Raw genomic sequence first — 21,054 nt, 5'->3', positions numbered from 1 at the left:
GTCACGGGGCCTTGATCGCCACCGATCTCGCGTTCACGCTCCGCCCTCCCCATATGAGGGGTCCGGCGGCATCCTCCGCCCCGGACCAGCCACGAGGTGATGTCATGTTCGGCTTTCGCAAGCGCACCGCCATGCCAACCCGCGAGGAGGCCCTGCCGGGCCGGCCGCAGCCCATCCCCACCGCGCAGACCCATTTCGTCAACGGCCATGCGCTGAAGGGACCCTATCCCGAAGGCAGCGAGCGGATCGTCTTCGGGCTCGGCTGTTTCTGGGGTGCCGAACGTAAGTTCTGGCAGGTGCCGGGCGTCTGGGTGACGGCCGTCGGCTATGCCGCGGGCCACACGCCCAACCCGACCTACGAGGAGGCGTGCTCGGGCCTCACCGGCCACAACGAGGTGGTGCTCGTGGTCTATGATCCCAAGCAGGTCGGCATCGACACGCTGATGAAGACCTTCTGGGAGAGCCACGATCCCACGCAGGGCATGCGGCAGGGCAACGACATCGGCACGCAGTACCGCTCCGGCGTCTACTGGACGACGCCCGAGCAGCGCGAGGCGGCCGAGCGCACCGCCAAGACCTACGGCGCGGCCTTGAAGGCCAAGGGCTACGGGCCGATCACCACGGAGATCCAGGAGGCGGGGCCGTTCTATTTCGCCGAGGACTACCACCAGCAGTACCTGGCCAAGAACCCGGGCGGCTACTGCGGCCTCGGCGGAACCGGCGTGAGCTGCGCGGTCGGAACGGGCGTGGACGCAGCCTGAGCGAAGCTCTAAGTACGGCTCCGACCGGCACCGCGTGCCGGGTGCGAACATGCTAGCCGGTCGGAGCCCATGATCGAACGCGTCCTCGAGAAATTCCTGTTCTCCAGCCGCTGGCTGCTGGCCCCCTTCTATGTCGGCCTCGTCCTCAGCCTCGCGCTGCTGATGATCAAGGCGATGCAGGAGATCGTGCATTTCGTGATGCACATCTTCGACCAGACCGAAGCCGAGGTGATCCTCGGCGTGCTGGCCCTGATCGACCTGACCTTCACCGGCTCGCTGATCGTCATCGTGATCTTCTCGGGCTACGAGAACTTCGTGTCCAAGATCGACGAGGCCGACCACAAGGATTGGCCCGAGTGGATGGGCAAGATCGACTTCACGGGGCTGAAGCTGAAGCTCCTGTCGTCGATCGTGGCGATCTCGGCGATCCAGCTGCTCAAGGCGTTCATGAACATCAAGAACACGAGCGACCGCGACCTCCAGTGGCTCGTGATCATCCACCTCGTGTTCGTCGGATCCGGCGTGATCCTCGCGCTGACCGACAAGATCTCGGCCGACACCAAGGCGCATTAGCCGGAAGTGCTGAAGAGCCAAGAGCGACTAGTCGCTCTTCGCTCCTCACTTCACTTCGCCGTCAGCACCTGGGCGCAGGCGGCGGGCAGCTGCGCCATCGTCATGGGCGGGCGCGGCTTGCCGGGCTTGGGGTGCAGGGCCTCCTCGGTGAACCACCACGCGAGATCCTTGCCGCATCCGTCGCCGGCCGGCGGCGCCGCCTGTCGCTCGCAGGCCTCCTCGCCGGGCGGGCAGGCCATGCGAATATGCATGTGGTAGTTGTGCCCCCACAGCGGCCGGACGCGCGTCAGCCATGACCGGTCGCCGGTGGCGTCGCGACACAGCGCCTTCTTGATCGCCGCGTTGACGAACACCCGCTCCACCTCGGGCTGCGAGGCCGCGAGCCTGATGAGCGCGAGATGGGCCGGCGTCCAACGCCCGGGCACCACGTCGAGGCCGTTGTCGGCCACCAGGTTCACGGGCTCCAGGTCCTCGCGCTCCTGGCGGGACAGGACCCGCGGCGGCATCGGCGAGAGCCAGACGTCCGCATCGATCCCGAGCTGGTGGGAGGCGTGTCCGCTGCGCATCGGGCCGCCGCGCGGCTGGGCGATGTCGCCGACGAGCAGCCCCGGCCAGCCCGTGGCGGCGCTCGCCTTGGCCGCGAAGCCGGTCAGGAACCGGACCATGGCCGGATGACCCCAGTTGCGGTTGCGCGACAGGCGCACCGCCTGCCAGTGCGAGCCCTCGGGCGGCAGCATCTGGCCGCCGGCGAGGCACCCCTTGGCGTAGGAGCCTATGACTGCAGGGGCGAGGCTCGTCGTGGCTGCAGGAACCGCGCCGAAGAGGTCGCGGGCCGCGGGTTCAGCCAAGGCCGGCGTTGCAGCAACCACGAGGGCGATGGCGGCGAATCGGGGGAGCTTGCGCATTCGCCGATGGTGAGGGCGCGTAGCGCGACTGTCCATCCAGCAGGTTGCGAGGTCCTGCGCCGCGCCTCACGCCGCCCGGATGATCACCAGGCCGGTCACGATGAGCACCGCAGCCGCCACGCGCCGGGCCGACAGCTTCTCGCGCAGCACCACCACCGCGATCCCGGTGGCGAAGAGCACGCTGGTCTCGCGCAGCGCGGCGACCAGCGCGATGGGCGCCTGCGTCATGGCCCACACGGCGATCCAGTAGGCCCCGAAGCCCATGGCCCCGCCGGCGAGCCCCGGCCCGAGCGCCGTGCCCATGATGGCCAGCCCCTGCCGGCCGCGCAGCGCCGCGACCGCGAGCACGCAGCTCAGGCCGTCGAGGATGAACATGGCGGCGACATAGGCATGCGGGTCACCCGCAGCCCGCGCGCCGAGCCCATCCGACAGCGTGTAGAGCGAGATCGTCACCGCCGTGAGCAGGGCGTACCCCACGCCCCGGCGGTCGACCGACGCGCGCCGCTGCAGGGCGAGCAGGCCGATGCCGCCCGCCAGCACGGCGATGCCGACGACGACACCGGGGGCCAGGCGATCGCCGGTGAACAGGACCGACCCGGCCAGCGTCATCAGCGGCGCCGAGCCGCGGGCGATGGGATAGACCACGCCCATGTCGGCATGCTTGTAGGCGGTGGCGAGCGACAGCCCGTAGCCCAGGTGCAGCGCCGTCGACGCGGCGAGATAGGGCCAAGACGCCGAGATCGGGAAGCCGGTATAGCTCAGGAGCCCGAGGCCGAAGACGCCGGCTCCGCCGTTGATGAGCGCCATGGCGAGCAGCGGCTCGATCCGCAGCTTCATCATCGCGTTCCAGCTGGCGTGCAGGAACGCGGCCACCAGCACGGCGAGGAACACGGTGGTGGTCATGGCGGCCTCCCGGCGACTATGGCCCGGCGGCCTGGACTCAGCTGTCCATCTTCAGGGCGGCGATGAAGGCTTCCTGCGGGATCTCGACGCGCCCGAACTGGCGCATGCGCTTCTTGCCCTCTTTCTGCTTGTCGAGGAGCTTGCGCTTGCGCGAGATGTCGCCGCCGTAGCACTTCGCCGTCACGTCCTTGCGCAGCGCCGAGATGGTCTCGCGGGCGATGATCTTGCCGCCGATGGCCGCCTGGATCGGGATCTGGAACAGGTGCTGCGGGATGAGCTCCTTGAGCTTCTCGCACATGGCGCGGCCACGCCCCTCGGCGCGGGTGCGGTGCACCAGCATCGACAGCGCGTCCACCGGCTCGGCGTTCACCAGGATCGACATCTTCACGAGGTCGCCCGGCTTGTAGTCGGTCAGGTGGTAGTCGAAGGAGGCATAGCCCTTCGAGATCGACTTCAGCCGGTCGTAGAAGTCGAACACGACCTCGTTCAGCGGCAGGTCGTAGACGACCATGGCGCGCTTGCCGACGTAGTTGAGGTCGACCTGCGCACCGCGCCGGTCCTGGCACAGCTTGAGGATGCCGCCGAGATACTCGTCCGGCGTCAGGATCGTGGCGCGGATCCAGGGTTCCTGGATCTCCTCGATCTTCATGACGTCCGGCATGTCGGCCGGATTGTGGAGCTCGATCTCCTCGCCGTCCCTGAGCGAGATCTTGTAGATGACGCTCGGTGCCGTGGCGATGAGGTCGAGGTTGAACTCGCGCTCCAGGCGCTCCTGGATGATCTCCAGGTGCAGCAGGCCGAGGAAGCCGCAGCGGAAGCCGAAGCCCAGCGCCGCCGAGCTTTCCATCTCGTAGCTGAAGCTCGCGTCGTTGAGGCGCAGCTTGCCCATCGCCGCCCGAAGGTCCTCGAACTGGGCCGCGTCGACCGGGAAGAGCCCGCAGAACACCACCGGCTGCGCCGGCTTGAAGCCCGGCAGCGCCGTGGCCGTCGGCTTGCGCGTCTCGGTGATCGTGTCGCCGACGCGGGTGTCGGCCACCTGCTTGATCTGCGCGGTGATGAAACCGACCTCGCCGGGTCCCAGCGTCTCCACGTCGGTCATCTTCGGCTTGAACACGCCGATCCGGTCGACCTCGTAGCGGGCACCCGTGCCCATCATGGTGATCTCGGAGCCCTTCTTGAGGGACCCGTCGATGACGCGGACGAGCACCACGACGCCGAGATAGGCGTCGTACCAGCTGTCGACCAGCAGGGCTTTCAGCGGCGCCTTCTCGTCGCCCTTGGGCGGCGGCAGGCGCTTCACGATGGCCTCGAGCACGGCCTCGATGTTCAGGCCCGTCTTGGCGGAAATCGGCACGGCATCCGACGCGTCGAGGCCGATCACCTCCTCGATCTGCGCCTTGATGCGGTCGGGCTCTGCGGCCGGCAGGTCGATCTTGTTGAGGACCGGCACGATCTCGTGGTTGGCGTCGAGCGCATGGTAGACGTTGGCGAGGGTCTGCGCCTCGACGCCCTGCGAGGCGTCCACCACCAGCAGCGACCCCTCGCACGCCGCCAGCGACCGGCTGACCTCGTAGGCGAAGTCGACGTGGCCGGGCGTGTCCATCAGGTTGAGGATGTAGGTCTTGCCGTCATGCGCCTTGTAGTCGAGGCGCACGGTGTTGGCCTTGATGGTGATGCCGCGCTCGCGCTCGATGTCCATCGAGTCCAGCACCTGGTCCACCATCTCACGCTCGGACAGGCCGCCGGTGACCTGGATCAGCCGGTCGGCGAGCGTGGACTTTCCATGGTCGATGTGCGCGACGATGGAAAAGTTGCGAATGTTGTCGATGGGGTGCTGGCTCATGGGCGCGCACATAGCAGCGTAAGGCCTGATTTCCAAGCGACACGGCAGCGCGGCGCCCTCCGGACCATCGCCGTTCGACGGACTTGATTCCATTATAGTAGAGACATAGTCTCTGATCATGGAATTCAGCGACGACATCGGCCTCGGCGCGCGCCTGAAGGCCCTGCGCCAGGAGCGCGGTTTCACCCTCGACGCGCTGGCGACGGGATCGGGCGTCAGCCGCGCCATGATCTCGCGCATCGAGCGCGGCGAGGCGAGCCCGACCGCGGCCCTCCTGGGCAAACTCTGCGCCAGCCTGGGTGTCAGCCTGTCCGGCTTCTTCGCCGGGGACCGTGCCGCGGCCTCGCCGCTGTCCCGCCGTGCCGACCAGACCGAGTGGCGCGATCCCGACAGCGGCTATGTCCGGCGCAACGTGTCGCCCCGCCTGCCCGACAGTGTGCTGGAGGTCGTCGACGTCACGTTCCCGCCCGGGGAGCGGGTGCGGTTCGACAACCCGTGGGTCTCGCGGCCCACCGAGCAGATCGTCTGGGTGCTCGACGGCGAGCTCGAGATGACGGTCGGCGACACCGTTCACCGGCTCGGCACCGGGGACAGCCTGCACATGAGGCTCGACCGGCCCGTGGCCTACCACAATCCCGGCGACCGGCCCGTCCGCTACGCGGTCGTGCTGGCCGCCTCCACACCCTGACCCGATGGAGCCCGGCATGACCGCCGCCGTATCGATCCTCGACGTGACCGCCGCGCGGGCGGCGCTGCCCGCCCTCGTCGACATCCTCGTCGACGGCGTGCGCGGCGGGGCCTCCATCGGCTTCATGAACCCGTTCGATCCCGCCGAGGCGCGGGCCTGGTGGGACGGGGTGCTCGCCGACGTCGCCGCCGGCCGGACGATCCTGTTCGCCGCCACGCTGGGGGGCGAGGTGGTGGGCACCGCCCAGCTGATCCCGGCCAGCAAGCCCAACCAGCCTCATCGCGCCGACGTCTCGAAGGTCATCGTGCACAGCAGGGCCCGGCAGACGGGCATCGGCAAGGCGCTGATGGCCGCCGTCGACGACGAGGCGCGCCGCCGCGACCTGAAGGTGCTGGTTCTCGACACCGCGACGGGCTCGCCCGCGGAAAACCTTTATCAGGCCACCGGCTGGCAAAAGGTCGGTGTCATCCCGGACTATGCGCTGTGGCCGGATGGTGGTTTCTGCGCTACCACCTACTACTACAAGAACCCGTGAGAGCCCCCCATGCAGGTGACCATCCGAGACGCGGCCGAGACGGACCTGCCGGCGATCCTGGACATCGTCAACGACGCCATCCTCAACACGACGGCGATCTGGATGGTGCACACCTTCGACCTGGAGAACCGGCGCGCGTGGATGCACGAGCGCGTCAGCGCGGGCTATCCGGTCCTGGTCGCGGACCTGGCCGGCACGGTGGTGGGCTTCTCCAGCTTCGGGGACTTCCGCAAGGGAGACGGCTATCACCACACCGTCGAGCACTCGGTCTACGTCCATCGCCACCATCATGGGAAAGGCGTGGGCAAGCAGCTGATGCCGCCGCTGTTCGACCGGGCGCGGGACCTCGGCAAGCACGTGATGATCGGCGGCGTCGAGGCGGGCAACACGGCGTCCATGCACTTCCACAAGGCGCTCGGCTTCGTGGAGACGGGGCGCCTGAAGGAAGTCGGCTGGAAGTTCGACCGCTGGCTCGACCTCGCCCTCATGCAGAAGACCCTCTGACCCGCGCCGCCGGCCGAGGCCGGCCGCCCGCCACGCCCCGGATCCCTCAGCCGTGACGCTGCTCGTCTTCCTGGCAGCGCTTGCCAGCGCCTTCTTCCACGCCGGCTGGAACGCCATCGCCCGGCGACAGGAGGATCCCGGCGCGGGCCTGGCGCTCGTCGTCATCATGGCGGGCGTCGTCAGCGTTCCGGGGCTCGCCGTCGTGGGCCCGCCGGCGACGCCGTCCCTTCCCTGGATGGCGCTGGCCTGCGGCTGCAACCTCGTCACCATGCGGGTGATGATGGCGACCTACCGGCGCATGCCGTTCAACCTCGCCTACCCGCTGGTGCGTGGCATCTCCCCGCTCGGCGTCGCGATCCTCGGCTTCGTGCTCTTTTCCTACACCTTGTCGCCGCTCGGGATCGGCGGCGTCGCGGTGATCTCGCTCGCCGTGCTCATGCTCGCGGCGTCGAGCCGCATCGGTGCGAGCATCCCGGTATCGGCCACGGCGCTGGCGCTGGCCGCAGGCATCTCGAACGCCTTCTTCTCGATCGCCGACGCCCGCGGCGTACGCCTGTCGGAGAACCTGCTGGGCTACTCCTTCCTCGTCGCGATCGTGAACGCCGTGCTGGTCTCGGCGATGATGGTGATCGAGCGCTCCGGCTGGCTCGCCGCGGTGAAGCGCTACTGGAAGGTCGGGCTCGTCGGCTGCATGGGCTCGATGTCATCCTACCTGCTGATGGTCTACGGCTTCGCCAACGGACCTGTCGCCGCCGTCTCGGCGCTGCGCGAGACGAGCATCTTCTTCAGCGTGCTCATCGCCGCCACCTTCCTGCGCGAACAGGTCGGCGCCCTGAGATGGGCCGCCGTGGCAGTGGCCGTGGCCGGGATCGCGATGCTGCGGTTGTCGTGATCCGGCTCGCTCTCGGTCGTCATGCCCGGGCTTGGCCCGGGCACCCACGACTTCACTCTCGCGGCGCGGCCGTCCCCGGCCAAGTCGTGGATGGCCGGGCCAAGACGGCGGAGAGGGGGAGCCTTGAAGAACGAAGGTCGCTACCCTTCCTTCCGCAGCTGCGCGGCCAGCCGGTACACCAGGTCCAGCGCCTCGCGCGGCGTCAGCGCATCGGGGTCCGCGGCAGCCAGCATCTCGCGCAACACATCCGGCTCGTCCTCGACCACGGCTGGCGCCGAGGACGACGGCCTGGCCGCGGCGAACAGCGGCAGGTCGTCGACGAGCTTCTCGACCGGCGCCTGACGGTCGGCCGCCTCGAGCTCGTCGAGGATGGTGCGGGCGCGATCGACCACGGCGCGCGGCAGGCCGGCGAGCTTGGCCACCTGGATGCCGTAGCTGCGGTCGGCGACGCCGGGCACGACCTCATGCAGGAACACCACGTCGCCCTTGAACTCGGTGACGCGGACCGTGGCCGTGAGCAGCCGCGGCAGGCGCCGCGCCAGGGCCGTGAGCTCGTGGAAATGCGTGGCGAAGAGCGCCCGGCAGCGGTTCGTCTCGTGCAGGTGCTCGATGGTGGCCCAGGCGATGGACAGACCGTCGAAGGTCGCCGTGCCGCGGCCGATCTCGTCGAGGATGACGAGTGACCTCACGGTCGCCTGGTTGAGGATGGCCGCCGCCTCGATCATCTCGACCATGAAGGTCGAGCGCCCGCGGGCGAGGTCGTCCGCCGCGCCGACGCGCGAGAACAGCCGGTCCACGACGCCGATATGCGCGCGCCTGGCCGGGACGAAGCAGCCCGCCTGGGCCAGCACCGCGAGGATCGCGTTCTGGCGGAGGTAGGTCGACTTGCCGGCCATGTTCGGGCCGGTCACGAGGGCGATGCGGCCGGCCGTGGCGCCGGGCAGCGCCGAGAGGTCGGCATCGTTGGCGACGAAGGGCTGCCCATCGGCCGCCAGCGCCGCCTCGACCACGGGGTGGCGCGCTCCTTCGAGGACGAAGGCGAGACCCTCGTCGACCACCGGCCTGACCCAGCCGCCGCGGTCGGCGAGATCGGCCAGCGCCGCCGCGACGTCGACGGCGGCAATGGCGTCCGCCGCCGCCTTGATCGCATCGGAGGACGCCAGCACCTGCGCCGACATCGCGTCGAAATGCGAAAGCTCGATGGCGAGCGCCCGGTCGCCGGCCGAGGCGATGCGGCTTTCGAGATCGGAGAGCTCCGCCGTCGAGAAGCGCATCGCGCCCTGCATCGTCTGGCGGTGCACGAAGCGGGCATTGTGGGGTGGACGCAGGAACTCCTCGCCGGTCGCCTGCGGCACCTCGACGAAATAGCCGAGGAAGCTGTTGTGCTTGACGCGCAGCGTGCGGCAGCCGGTCTCCTCGGCATAGCGCGCCTGCAGGCCCGCGATGACCTGGCGGCTTTCGTCGCGCAGCGCGCGGGTCTCGTCGAGCGCCGGGTCGCGTCCGGCGCGCACGAAACCGCCATCGCGCTTCAGCAGGGGCAGCTCGTCGGCCAGCGTGGCGGCGAGCTCCTGCTCGAGCCCGGCATCGACGGCGCCCATCGCCTCGGCGGCCCGCGCCAGCTCGGGCGGCGGCAGGCCCGCCCCCTCCAGCGTCGCCGCGAGGCCACGGGCCGCCACGAGTCCGTCGCGAAGGGCGGCGATGTCGCGCGGCCCGCCGCGCTGCAAGGACAGTCGCGACAGCGCGCGGGCCATGTCGGGAGCGCGGCGCAACCGGTCCCGCACGGAGGCGCGCAGGATGGCATCGTCGACGAACCAGCCCACCGCATCGAGACGCGCGTCGATCGCCGCGGGGTCCGTCAGGGGCCCGGCGAGCCGCTCGGCGAGCAGCCGGCTGCCGGCGGGCGTCAGCGTCCGGTCGACGGCGGAGAGCAGGCTGCCCTGCCGTTCGCCGCCGAGCGTGCGGGTGAGTTCGAGGTTGGCGCGCGTCGCCGCGTCGATCCGCATGGTCGCGTCGGGGCGCGTGCGCGAGGGCGGCGACAACGGCGGACGGGCGCCGAGCTGGGTGCGCTCGACATAGGCGACGACGGCCGCGGCCGCGCTGATCTCGGCCTTGCCGAACGTGCCGTAGCCATCGAGGGTGCCGACGCCGAAGAAGGCGCACAGCCGCCGTTCGCCGGACGCGGCGTCGAGCCCGTCGCGGGCGAGCGGGGTGAGCGCCGCCCGCGTGTCGCGCCACACGGATTTCAGGGTCGGATCGTCCAGCACCGCGTCGGGGACGATCACCTCGCGCGGGTCGAGGCGGGCGATCTCGGCGCCGAGCAGGCCTTCCGCGACGTCGGAGACGGTGAAGGCGCCCGTGGATATGTCGACGGCCGCGAGCCCATAGGCCCACGCCCCCTCGGACGACCGCACGCGCGCCACCGCGGCGAGCCAGTTGGAGCGCGACGGGTCGAGGAGCATTTCCTCGGTGATGGTGCCGGGCGTCACCAGCCGCACCACGTCGCGGCGCACCACGGACTTGCCCCCGCGCTTCTTCGCCTCGGCCGGGTCCTCGGTCTGCTCGCACACGGCGACACGGATCCCGGCGGCGATGAGGCGCTGCAGGTAGTCGTCGGCGCGCACCACCGGCACGCCGCACATGGGGATGTCCTGGCCCAGGTGCTTGCCGCGCTTCGTGAGCACGATCCCCAGCACCCGCGACGCCGTCTCCGCGTCCTCGAAGAACAGCTCGTAGAAGTCGCCCATCCGGTAGAACAGGAGGCAATCGAGGTTCGCCGCCTTGATCTCCAGGTACTGCTCCATCATCGGCGTGACGCGCGCATCGGCGGCGTCGAGCGGAGCCTCGACGCGGGCGGCGGTCTGGGCGGGAGAAGCGGGCCTGTTCATGGGGCGGACCCTAGCAGACCGGGTCCGCGGCATCAGCCGCCGGATGGCCGTCATCCCCAGCGCTGTCGCCCCGGCCCCTGACGAATTGACGGCTCGCGGACGGGACAATGGCCGAATCAGGGCTGGCCCGCCCCGGCTGTTGGTCCTAAGTTGTCAGCCCTTTCGTGCGTCAGTCGAGCCTAAGATGCCCCAGAACAACGATAAGCCGCTGAAACGGACGCGTCCGACCATCAGCGACCAGGAAGCGCTCCAGTTCCACCAGATGGGCCGGCCCGGCAAGATCGAGATCGTGCCGACCAAGCCCATGGCGACCCAGCGGGACCTCTCGCTGGCCTATTCGCCGGGCGTGGCGGTGCCCGTGAAGGCCATCGCGGAGGATGCCTCCCGGGCCTACGACTACACGGCCAAGGGCAACCTCGTCGCCGTGATCTCGAACGGCACGGCCATCCTGGGCCTGGGCAACCTCGGCGCGCTCGCCTCCAAGCCCGTCATGGAAGGCAAGGCGGTCCTGTTCAAGCGCTTCGCCGACGTCGATTCGATCGACATCGAGGTGGGCACCGAGGACCCGGATGCCTTCATCAACGCCGTGCGCTACCTCGGCCCCACCTTCGGCGGCATCAATCTCGAGGACATCAAGGCGCCCGAGTGCTTCATCATCGAGGAGCGCCTGCGCGAGCTCATGGACATCCCGGTGTTCCATGACGACCAGCACGGCACAGCGATCATCGCCGCGGCCGGCATCATGAACGCGCTGCAGCTCACCGGCCGCAACATCCGCACCACCAAGCTCGTCTGCAACGGCGCCGGCGCCGCCGGCATCGCCTGCCTCGAGCTGGTCAAGGCCATGGGCTTCCAGTCCGAGAACGTGCTGCTCTGCGACACCAAGGGCGTCGTCTACCAGGGTCGCACCGAGGGCATGAACCAGTGGAAGTCGGCGCACGCGACGCCCACCGACGCCCGCACGCTCGAGGACGCCATGAAGGGCGCCGACGTGTTCTTCGGCCTTTCGGCCAAGGGCGCGCTGTCCTCCGAGATGGTGCGCTCCATGGCGCCCAATCCGATCATCTTCGCCATGGCCAATCCCGATCCGGAGATCACCCCGGAAGAGGCCCAGGCGGTGCGCGACGACGTGATCATCGCCACCGGGCGCTCGGACTACCCCAACCAGGTCAACAACGTCCTCGGCTTCCCCTACATCTTCCGCGGCGCCCTCGACGTGCGCGCCACGACCATCAACATGGAGATGAAGATCGCCGCGGCGAAGGCGCTCGCCCGCCTCGCCCAGGAGGACGTGCCGGACGAGGTGGCCGCCGCCTACCAGGGTGCGCGTCCGCGCTTCGGCCGCGAGTACATCATCCCGGTGCCGTTCGATCCCCGCCTCATCTCGGTGATCCCGCCGGCCGTGGCGCAGGCGGCCATGGAGTCCGGCGTCGCCCGGCGTCCCATCGTCGACATGCAGGCCTACAAGGCGCAGCTCTCGGCCCGTCGCGATCCGATCGCGGGCGCCCTGCAGCGCACCATCGAGCGCGTGCGCCGCTACCCCAAGCGCGTCGTCTTCGCCGAGGGCGAGGAGGAGCAGGTCATCCGCGCCGCCGTCACCTTCGTCAACCAGGGCCTGGGCAAGGCCATCCTGGTCGGGCGCGAGGACCGGATCACCGAGACGGCGGCCTTCGCCGGCATCGATCTCGAGGGCAAGGAGGGCATCGAGATCCACAATGCCCGCCTGTCGCATCGCAACTCGGCCTATGCGCACTACCTCTACGAGCGCATGCAGCGCAAGGGCATGCTCTTCCGCGACTGCCAGCGCCTGATCAACCAGGACCGCAACCATTTCGGTGCCGCCATGGTGGCGCTGGGCGATGCGGACGCGATGGTGACCGGCGTCACCCGCAACTACTCCGTGGCGCTCGCCGACGTGCGCAACGTCATCGATCCGAAGCCCGGCCACAAGATGATCGGCGTGTCGCTGGTGCTCTCGCGCGGCCGCGCGGTGCTCGTCGCCGACACCGCCATCACCGAGATGCCGTCGGCCCAGGAGATCGCCGACATTGCCGTGGAGGCCGCCGGCGTCGCGCGCCGGATGGGCTACGAGCCGCGCGTGGCGCTGCTCGCCTTCTCCACCTTCGGGCACCCGCCCGGCGAGCGCTCGGCCAAGGTCATCGAGGCGGTGAAGATCCTCGATCAGCGCCGCGTCGACTTCGAGTACGACGGCGAGATGGCCGCCGACGTGGCGCTCAACAAGGAGTTGATGGCGCAATATCCGTTCTGCCGGCTGTCGGACACGGCCAACGTGCTGGTCATGCCGGCCTTCCACTCGGCGTCGATCTCCACCAAGCTGCTGCAGACGCTGGGCGGCTCCACCGTCATCGGCCCACTGCTCGTCGGCCTCGACAAGGCCGTCCAGATCGTGCCGCTCGGCGCCAAGGACAGCGACATCGTCAACATGGCCGCGCTGGCGGCCTTCAACGTGGGCGGGTGAGGCGCGGCGCGCCTCCTCCCTCTCGCCCCCGTCCCTTCCCCCGTTGCGCGGATCGATCCCCCATGCCCAATCCCTCCGTCGTCGTCTTCGACATCGGCAACGTCCTGCTCGATTGGGACCCGCGCCACCTCTACCGGAAGATGTTCGACGACCACGCCCGCATGGAGCACTTCCTGGCCGAGGTCTGCACGCCGGCCTGGAACATCGAGCAGGATCGCGGCCGCCTGTTCCGTGACGCCGTGGCGGAACTGGTCGCCCGGCATCCGCATCTCGACGCGGAGATCCGTGCCTTCGACGAGCGCTGGCTGGAGACCGTGTCGGGCACGATCCAGGGATCGGTCGACCTTCTGGCCGAGTTGCAGGCCCAGGGCGTCCCGACCTACGCGATCACGAACTTCTCCGCCGAGAAGTTCGTCGATGCGCAGCGGGTCTGGCCCTTCCTCGGCAGCTTCCTCGACGTGATCGTCTCCGGCGAACACCGTGTGCTCAAGCCCGATCCGGCGATCTACCGCCTGCTGCTCGATGGCAACGGGCTCGCCGCCGAGGCGTGCGTGTTCATCGACGATTCGCCCAAGAACGTGGCCGGCGCGCAGGCCGTGGGCATGCACGCCCTGCACTTCACCTCGGCCGACAAGCTGCGCGCGGACCTGAAGGGTTTCGGCTTCCCGGTCTGAGCCGCCTCAGGACACCGCGCCCGTCTGGCCGGCCTCCCAGCCGAGGATGGCCTGCTTGCGGGTGATGCCCCAGTGATAGCCGGTGAGGGCCCCCGAGCGGCCGAGCACGCGGTGGCAGGGCACCACGAAGGAAACGGGATTGCGCCCCACCGCCGCGCCCACGGCCCGGGCGGCCTTGGGCTTGCCGAGGTGGGAGGCGATGTCGGAATAGGTCGTCGCCCGGCCGAGCGGGATGCGCAGCAGCGTCTCCCACACGCGGACCTCGAAATCCGTTCCGATGAGCACCACCCGGAGCGGGGTCTCCGCCCGCCACGTCGCGGGATCGAAGGCCCGCAGCGCGAGCGGCGCCGTCGCCGCCTCGTCCTCGACGAAGGCTGCCCTCGGCCAGCGGCGCCGCATGTCCGCGAGCGCGGCGGGCCGGTCCCCATCGTCGACGAAGCCGAGGCCAGCCAGTCCGCGCGGGGCAGCGACCACGATCGACTCGCCGAACGGCGAGGGATGGAAGCCGTAGCGCAGCGTCACGCCCTCCCCGCCGCTCTTCCACTCGCCGGGGCTCATGGCCTCGTGCGTGACGAAGAGATCGTGCAGCCGGCCCGGTCCCGACAGGCCGACCTCCAGCGCCGTGTCGAGCACGCTCGCCGACCCGCGCAGCAGCTCGCGCGCATGGTCGAGCGTCACGGCCTGCAGGAAGGCCTTGGGCGTCAGCCCGGCCCAGCGCCGGAAGATGTGGTGCAGGTGCGAGGGCGACACGCCCACGTGCTCGGCGATCGCCTCCTGCGAGGGCTGGTCGCGCCAGCGCGCCGTCATGAAGGCCAGCGCCTTGCGGACGCGCTCGTAGTCGGCGACGGGCCCATCGGACACCAGGTCGGCGATCGGGGTCGGGGCGATTTCTGACGACATCTGCAGCATGGCTCGGCTCCGTGTTGCAGCCACCTTGGCGGATTCACCGAGAGGGCGACACCCGAAACCTGCGATGCGCTGCCCCCGATGCCCTCGTCCCGAGAGAGTGTAGGTCAAGTCCTGGTGCGGCGTTGCATTTGACGTCTCCAGCGCGCGACCACCTCTCGGCCGTCCTGCCCGGGCTTGGCCCGGGCATCCACGACTTTGCCGGGGCCACCCGCAAGTCGTGGGTGGCCGGGCCAAGCCCGGCCATGACGCGGAGAGGGAGGTGCTGGCTGGATTGGCAAGAGATTCACAAGCTCACCGGATGAGAACCGTGAGTTGTTCTGGGGCAACCAGTTTACTCCGAGAACATCGGCCCTCGCCGCGCGGTCGCCAGCGCCGCCGACAACCCGTCGTGGAGGTTGGCCTTCTCGTCGGGCGACAGGAAATGTCCCACCGAGACGCTCTGCCCGCGCGACACGAGCGACAGGTGCTGCACGCCGAACTCGTGGTGCTCGAAGCGGTGCAGGCGTGTCCAGACCGGGTTGAAGCGGAACTCCGCCGGCACGCCGCGCACGGGCACCTTGCGCAGCAGGAGCTCCAGCGGGCTCACCCGCACCTCCTCGTAGCCCTGTGCTTCGGTGACGTTGGTCCGCAGGGCGAACCACAGCAGCGCGACATCGAGGCCGTAGAACCCGGCCACCGGCCAGAATCCCATGACCAGGAACGGGATGCTGGCGACGATGCTGGCGCAGGCCACCAGCACGACGACGAGGCGCACGCCCTTCAACGTCAGGGAGCGGTGCGGGTGCAGGACCGCCTGGTACAGGACGGCGGAGGCGGGGTCGGGCGAGCGGGTCTCTGACATCGGCGCGGCCATTCTCGGCGTGGCGGGACGACAGGCACGATGCCGGCGCCCCGGGGGATGCACGCGGAGCGTCCGGTCCCTTGCCGGGTCGCTCCGGCTCAAACTATAACGCCTTCATGCCCCCGAGAAAGCCACTCACCCCGTCCGACGTTCCGCGACCGGTCGACACGCCCCCGGCCGAGGCCCTGGCGAAGGTCAAGGCCAAGCCCGTCTCGAAGGCCCTGGCCAAGCCGGCGGCCAAGCGCAAGCCGAAGGCGCCCAGGCCGCTGGAGCCCGCGCTGGTCGACGAGGTGTTCACGCGCTTCCACGAGGCCAACCCGGAGCCGAAGGGCGAGCTCGAGCACGTCAATCCCTACACGCTGCTGGTGGCCGTGGTGCTGTCGGCGCAGGCCACCGACGCGGGCGTAAACCGCGCCACGCGGTCGCTCTTCGCGGTGGCGGACACGCCGGAGAAGATGCTGGCGCTGGGCGAGGACAAGGTCCGCGAGGCGATCAAAACGATCGGCCTCTTCCGCAACAAGGCCAAGAACGTCATCGCTCTCTCGCGCACCCTGATCGACGAGCATGGCGGCGAAGTGCCGCAGGATCGCGACGCGCTGGAGCGCCTGCCCGGCGTCGGTCGCAAGACCGCCAACGTCGTGCTCAACATGGCCTTCGCGCAGCCCACGATCGCGGTCGACACCCACCTCTTCCGCGTCTCGAACCGCATCCCCCTCGCCCCCGGAAAGAACCCGCTGGCGGTCGAGCTGGGGCTCGAGAAGATCGTGCCGGACCGTTTCCGCCTGCACGCCCACCACTGGCTGATCCTGCACGGTCGCTACGTCTGCAAGGCGCGCAAGCCCGACTGTCCGCGCTGCCTCATCTCCGACATCTGCCGCTTCGAGCCGAAGACGGTGATCTGACGCCTCGCGGCCGCGGCGGGCGCTCCCGCCCCTTTCGCGAATATGACAATCGTGCCACCCTTGCCTGGCTTGCGGTGCGCACCATCTCAGGGCGTACCGCGACGGTTGAGTTGGCCGAGGGGCCCCGTGTGCCCCACCGCCGATCCGCATGCGCGGCCCGCAGCATCGTCCGGCCCAGATCGGAATGCTGGCCCACCCCGACACGGCGCCCCGTGCGAAGGCGCCCGGACTTCCAGCCATGCCGGCGGCGGCTTCCGCCGGGCGGGCTCGCCGAACTTGTGACGTCAGGCTCCTTTGCGCGAGGCAACGCTTCATGCACCCGAGATTGCATACGTATGCTACGGCCCTGCTCACGCTTCTCGCCCTGCCGCTCGCGGCGCCCCCGCAGGCTCATGCGCAGGGCGGACCCGCGAGCCCGCCGCCGGTGGTCGTCGCCAAGCCGGTGGTGAAGGACATCGTCGAGTACGACGACTACACGGGCCGCTTCGAGGCGAGCGAGAGCGTGGAGGTCCGCGCCCGGGTGACCGGCTACCTCGACAGCGTCGACTTCGTGGACGGCGCCATGGTGAAGGCGGGCGACCCGCTCTTCACCATCGACCCGCGCCCCTACCAGGCCGCCTTCGACAGGGCCAAGTCCCTGGTGGAGCAGGCGCAATCCCGGCTCGACTTCGCGCAGTCCGACCTGGCCCGGGCCGAGAACCTGCGCACCACCGGCAACATCGCCGACCAGCTCCTCGACCAGCGCCGGCAGGCCTTCCTGCAGGCCCAGGCCGAGCTCGCCGCGGCAAAGGCCAGTGCCGAGTCCTCGCGGCTCGACCTCGAGTTCACCAAGATCCGCGCGCCGATCGGCGGGCGCACGAGCCGCCATCTCGTCTCGGCCGGCAACCTCGTGCGGGTGAACGACACGCTCCTCACCACCATCGTGGCCGTCGATCCGATCCGCTTCTATTTCGACGTCGACGAACGCTCCTACCTCGCCTACGCGCGCACGGCCTCCAGCGCCTTCGGGCCGAAGGGGACCGGCACGGACGTCACGGTGGCCACCTCCGACGAGCGCGACCCCAAGCGGCCGGGCAAGCTCGACTTCGTCGACAACAGGCTCGACGAGGCGACCGGAACGGTGCGCACCCGCGCCATCCTGCCCAATGCCGACCTTTATCTCCGGCCGGGCATGTTCGGTCGCATCCGCATCCCCGGCTCGGACCGCTACCGCGGCATCCTCGTGCCCGACGAGGCGGTGGCCAGCGACCAGGACCGGCGCATCGTCTACGTGGTCGCCGACGACGGCAGCGTCACGCCCCGCGCCATCCGCCCGGGGCCGATGGAGGACGGCTACCGCGTCGTGCGCGAAGGCCTGAAGGGCGACGAGACCATCGTCGTCAACGGCCTCATGCGCGTGCGCCCCGGTGTCAAGGTCTCGCCCCAGATGACCACGCTGCCGCCCGTGCGCGAGCGCAAGACCAACTGATCCGCACCCCGACGCCGTCCACTCCTCCCGCCGCCCGCCCCCGGAGCGCGCCATGAAGTTCTCGCACTTCTTCATCGACCGGCCGATCTTCGCCAGCGTGCTGTCGCTCGTGATCCTGATCGTCGGCGGCATCGCCTATTTCGGCCTGCCGGTCGCGCAGTACCCGGAGATCGCGCCACCCTCCATCGTCGTGCGAGCGACCTATCCCGGGGCCAACGCGGAAACCATCGCGGCCACCGTCGCCACGCCCATCGAGCAGGAGGTGAACGGCGTGGAGGGCATGCTCTACATGTCCTCCTATTCCACCAGCGACGGCCAGGTGTCGCTCACCATCACGTTCAAGGTGGGCACGGACCTCGATCTCGCGCAGGTGCTCGTGCAGAACCGGGTGGCCATCGCCACGCCGCGCCTGCCGGAGGAGGTGCGACGGCTCGGCGTCACCACGCGCAAGTCCTCGCCGGACCTGATGATGGTCGTCCACATGCTCTCGCCGGACGAGAGCTACGACCAGCTCTACGTCTCGAACTACGCCCGCAACAACGTGCGCGACGTGCTGCTGCGGCTCGACGGCGTCGGCGATCTGGTGCTGTTCGGCGAGCGTCAGTATTCGCTGCGCGTGTGGCTCAACCCGGACCAGTTGTCCGCCTACGGGCTGACCACCGGCGACGTCGTGCGCGCCGTGCAGGAGCAGAACGTCCAGGTGTCCGGCGGCGCGCTTGGCACGCCGCCCAACCGGGGCGACAACGCGTTCCAGTTCATCGTCACCACGCAGGGGCGCTTCGACGATCCGCGCCAGTTCCGCGAGGTGATCGTCCGGTCCGGATCGGACGGGCAGATCGTCCGGCTGCGCGACGTGGCGCGGGTGGAGCTCGGCGCCCAGGACTACGTGACGAACTCCTACCTCAACGGCAAGCCCGCGGTGGCCATGGGCATCTTCCAGCGGCCGGGCACGAACGCGCTCGCCGCCGCGGCCTCCATCAAGGCCACCATGGAGAGCCTCAAGGCCGACTTCCCCAAGGGGCTCGAGTACACGATCGTCTACAACCCGACCGAGTTCATCGCGGAGTCGGTGCGCGAGGTCTACAAGACACTCTTCGAGGCCGTCGCCCTCGTGGTCGTGGTCATCATCGTCTTCCTGCAGAGCTGGCGCACGGCGATCATCCCCATCGTCGCGATCCCGGTGTCGCTCGTCGGCACCTTCGCGGTCATGTCGCTGCTCGGCTTCTCGCTGAACACGCTGACGCTCTTCGGGCTGGTGCTCGCCATCGGCATCGTCGTCGACGACGCGATCGTCGTGGTCGAGAACGTCGAGCGCAACATCGCCGACGGCATGTCACCGCGCGACGCGGCCCACACCACGATGGACGAGGTCGGCTCCGCGGTGGTGGCCATCGCGCTGGTGCTGTGCGCGGTGTTCATCCCGACGGCGTTCATCCCCGGCATCTCGGGCCAGTTCTACCGGCAGTTCGCGCTGACCATCGCCGTCTCGACGGTGATCTCCGCGTTCAACTCGCTGACGCTGTCGCCGGCGCTGGCCGCTCTCCTCCTCAAGCCCCACGGCGCGCTCGCCTCGCGCAACCCCGTCTCGCGGGGCCTGTCCGCGCTGGCCGGCGGCTTCAACCGCGGCTTCGACGCCACGGCCCACGGCTACGCGCGCGTGGTGGGCGTCCTGGCCCGTCGCCGGGTCATCATGCTGGCGATCTATGTCGGCCTGATCGGCGGCACGGTCTGGCTGGTGCAGCGCACGCCCACGGGCTTCATCCCGACGCTCGACCAGGGCTACGCCATCGTCGTCATCCAGTTGCCCGACGGGGCCGCCCTGTCGCGCACCGACGACGTGGTGCAGCGGGCCTCCAAGATCATCCGCGAGACGCCCGGCGTGCAGGATGCCGTCGCCTTCGCCGGCTTCTCCGGCGCGACCTTCACCAACGCGTCCAACGCCGCCGCGATCTTCGCCCGGTTCACCTCCTTCGAGGATCGCATCGCGGCCAGGCAGCCGGCCGGCGCCATCATCGGCCAGCTGTTCGGGCGGCTGCAGGCGATCCCCGAGGCCTTCATCATCGCGGTCCCGCCGCCGCCCGTGCCGGGCATCGGCAACGCCGGCGGCTTCAAGATGCAGCTGCAGGACCGCGCCGGAACGGACGTGCGGCGCCTGCTCGGCACCGCCTACCTGATGATGGGCAAGGCCGCCGGCAACAAGGACGTCGCCGGCGTGTTCACGACCTTCTCGGCCTCCTCGCCGCAGGTCTATCTCGAGATCGACCGGACCAAGGCGCGCATGCTGAACGTGCCGATCCCCTCGATCTTCGAGACGCTGCAGGTCAACCTGGGCACGGCCTACGTCAACGACTTCAACGCCTTCGGGCGCGTCTACCAGGTCCGGGCCCAGGCCGACCAGCGCTACCGCATGGACACCGCCGACATCGCCCGGCTGAAGGTGCGCTCCTCCACCGGCGCCCTCGTTCCGCTGGGCACGCTCGTCGAGGTGCGCGAGGTCAGCGGTCCCGATCTCGTTCAGCGCTACAACATGTACGTGTCGGTGCCGCTGCAGGGGAACCCGGGCCCGGGCGTGTCGTCGGGCACCGCGCTGGACGCCATGGAGAAGCTTGCGGCCGAGACCCTGCAGCCGGGCATGGGCTTCCAGTGGACCGAACTGGCCTTCCAGGAGCGTTCGACCGGCAACCTCGCCGTGTTCATCTTCGCGCTGGCGGTGCTGTTCGTCTTCCTCGTGCTGGCGGCGCAGTACGAGAGCTGGTCGCTGCCACTGGCGATCATCCTGATCGTGCCGCTCGCCGTGTTCTCGGCGCTGGTGGGCGTCAGCCTGCGCGGGATGGACAACAACATCCTGACCCAGATCGGCCTCGTGGTCCTCGTGGGCCTCGCCGCCAAGAACGCCATCCTCATCGTCGAGTTCGCGCGCGATGCCGAGGCGCGCGACGGGCTCGATCCGCTCCGGGCGGCCATCGAGGCGGCGCGTCTGCGCCTGCGGCCGATCCTGATGACGGCCTTCGCCTTCATCCTCGGCGTGGTGCCGCTCGTCATCGCGACCGGCCCGGGCGCCGAAATGCGCCAGGCGCTGGGCACGGCGGTGTTCGCCGGGATGCTCGGGGTCACCCTGTTCGGCCTGTTCCTGACGCCCGTGTTCTACGTCGCCATCCGGCTCGTGTCGCTGTGGCTGGCGCGTGGCCGCGGCGCGGGCAAGGGCGCGGCCGCGCCGGCCGAGTGAACGCCCAGCCGATCCGAGCAAGGCGGCTGGAGAAAGCGGCGGCGTGCTGTCAGCATGACGGTGCGC

Annotated in this window: 17 protein-coding genes; 11 read left to right on the top strand and 6 right to left on the bottom strand. The window is 69.7% G+C overall.

The window, feature by feature from the left end; all coding sequences use genetic code 11:
• The first annotated feature begins 104 nt into the window (after positions 1–104).
• Both msrA and Q0Q47_RS03010 read left to right on the top strand, forming a co-directional pair.
• Positions 105–761: a peptide-methionine (S)-S-oxide reductase MsrA gene (gene msrA / locus Q0Q47_RS03015; RefSeq protein WP_293854198.1), complete on the top strand. Its 657-nt coding sequence runs from the start codon at positions 105–107 to the stop codon at positions 759–761.
• Positions 762–830: 69 nt separating this feature from the next.
• Positions 831–1,334 (top strand): TIGR00645 family protein, encoded by a 504-nt coding sequence (locus tag Q0Q47_RS03010; RefSeq protein ID WP_293854195.1) that lies wholly within the window; start codon positions 831–833, stop codon positions 1,332–1,334.
• A 50-nt stretch (positions 1,335–1,384) separates the two neighbouring features.
• On the opposite strand, the gene mepA is transcribed toward Q0Q47_RS03010, so the two are convergent.
• The 3 genes from mepA to lepA form a co-directional block, all read right to left on the bottom strand.
• A complete protein-coding gene (mepA, locus tag Q0Q47_RS03005) occupies positions 1,385–2,239 on the bottom strand; it encodes a penicillin-insensitive murein endopeptidase (protein WP_293854192.1) in 855 nt (284 codons plus the stop codon).
• 66 nt (positions 2,240–2,305) lie between these two features.
• Positions 2,306–3,142: an EamA family transporter gene (locus tag Q0Q47_RS03000; protein ID WP_293854189.1), complete on the bottom strand. Its 837-nt coding sequence runs from the start codon at positions 3,140–3,142 to the stop codon at positions 2,306–2,308.
• Positions 3,143–3,179: 37 nt separating this feature from the next.
• Positions 3,180–4,985 (bottom strand): translation elongation factor 4, encoded by a 1,806-nt coding sequence (gene lepA, locus Q0Q47_RS02995; protein WP_293854187.1) that lies wholly within the window; start codon positions 4,983–4,985, stop codon positions 3,180–3,182.
• A gap of 118 nt (positions 4,986–5,103) precedes the next feature.
• On the opposite strand from lepA, the gene Q0Q47_RS02990 reads away from it, so the two are divergent.
• Genes Q0Q47_RS02990 through Q0Q47_RS02975 form a run of 4 tightly spaced genes read left to right on the top strand, consistent with a single transcriptional unit; the run spans position 5,104 to position 7,604 of the window.
• A complete protein-coding gene (locus Q0Q47_RS02990; protein ID WP_293854183.1) occupies positions 5,104–5,673 on the top strand; it encodes a helix-turn-helix domain-containing protein in 570 nt (189 codons plus the stop codon).
• A 16-nt stretch (positions 5,674–5,689) separates the two neighbouring features.
• Entirely contained in the window at positions 5,690–6,208 is a 519-nt protein-coding gene (locus Q0Q47_RS02985; protein ID WP_293854180.1) for a GNAT family N-acetyltransferase, read from the top strand.
• 15 nt (positions 6,209–6,223) lie between these two features.
• Positions 6,224–6,712, top strand: coding sequence for a GNAT family N-acetyltransferase (locus Q0Q47_RS02980; RefSeq protein ID WP_293854770.1), 489 nt, complete (start codon positions 6,224–6,226; stop codon positions 6,710–6,712).
• A gap of 52 nt (positions 6,713–6,764) precedes the next feature.
• Complete coding sequence (locus Q0Q47_RS02975) at positions 6,765–7,604, top strand: EamA family transporter (protein ID WP_293854177.1); 840 nt, start codon at positions 6,765–6,767, stop codon at positions 7,602–7,604.
• Between the two features lie 140 nt (positions 7,605–7,744).
• On the opposite strand, the gene mutS is transcribed toward Q0Q47_RS02975, so the two are convergent.
• The gene (gene mutS, locus Q0Q47_RS02970; protein WP_293854174.1) at positions 7,745–10,489 is read right to left on the bottom strand and encodes a DNA mismatch repair protein MutS; all 2,745 of its coding nucleotides are present in this window, start codon (positions 10,487–10,489) and stop codon (positions 7,745–7,747) included.
• A 184-nt stretch (positions 10,490–10,673) separates the two neighbouring features.
• On the opposite strand from mutS, the gene Q0Q47_RS02965 reads away from it, so the two are divergent.
• Together Q0Q47_RS02965 and Q0Q47_RS02960 are read left to right on the top strand one after the other, a co-directional pair.
• Positions 10,674–12,968, top strand: coding sequence for an NADP-dependent malic enzyme (locus Q0Q47_RS02965; protein WP_293854170.1), 2,295 nt, complete (start codon positions 10,674–10,676; stop codon positions 12,966–12,968).
• A gap of 62 nt (positions 12,969–13,030) precedes the next feature.
• Entirely contained in the window at positions 13,031–13,642 is a 612-nt protein-coding gene (locus Q0Q47_RS02960) for an HAD family phosphatase (RefSeq protein WP_293854167.1), read from the top strand.
• A 6-nt stretch (positions 13,643–13,648) separates the two neighbouring features.
• Here Q0Q47_RS02960 and Q0Q47_RS02955 read toward each other — a convergent pair whose 3' ends face one another.
• On the bottom strand, positions 13,649–14,542 hold the full coding sequence (locus Q0Q47_RS02955; protein WP_293854768.1) for a bifunctional helix-turn-helix domain-containing protein/methylated-DNA--[protein]-cysteine S-methyltransferase: 894 nt from the start codon (positions 14,540–14,542) through the stop codon (positions 13,649–13,651).
• Between the two features lie 340 nt (positions 14,543–14,882).
• Positions 14,883–15,392, bottom strand: a complete 510-nt coding sequence (locus tag Q0Q47_RS02950) for a DUF2244 domain-containing protein (RefSeq protein WP_293854165.1) — start codon at positions 15,390–15,392, stop codon at positions 14,883–14,885.
• A gap of 116 nt (positions 15,393–15,508) precedes the next feature.
• Here Q0Q47_RS02950 and nth point away from each other — a divergent pair, with 116 nt between their 5' ends.
• The 3 genes from nth to Q0Q47_RS02935 all read left to right on the top strand — a co-directional run bounded on the left by nth (position 15,509) and on the right by Q0Q47_RS02935 (position 20,988).
• Entirely contained in the window at positions 15,509–16,294 is a 786-nt protein-coding gene (gene nth, locus Q0Q47_RS02945; protein WP_293854162.1) for an endonuclease III, read from the top strand.
• A gap of 325 nt (positions 16,295–16,619) precedes the next feature.
• Positions 16,620–17,762, top strand: a complete 1,143-nt coding sequence (locus Q0Q47_RS02940; RefSeq protein ID WP_293854160.1) for an efflux RND transporter periplasmic adaptor subunit — start codon at positions 16,620–16,622, stop codon at positions 17,760–17,762.
• Between the two features lie 52 nt (positions 17,763–17,814).
• On the top strand, positions 17,815–20,988 hold the full coding sequence (locus Q0Q47_RS02935) for an efflux RND transporter permease subunit (protein ID WP_293854157.1): 3,174 nt from the start codon (positions 17,815–17,817) through the stop codon (positions 20,986–20,988).
• The last annotated feature ends 66 nt before the right edge of the window (positions 20,989–21,054 follow it).

The sequence above is a fragment of the uncultured Alsobacter sp. genome, from assembly GCF_945952055.1.
Lineage (GTDB): Bacteria > Pseudomonadota > Alphaproteobacteria > Rhizobiales > Beijerinckiaceae > Alsobacter.
This window is presented reverse-complemented; position numbering and strand designations above follow the sequence as displayed.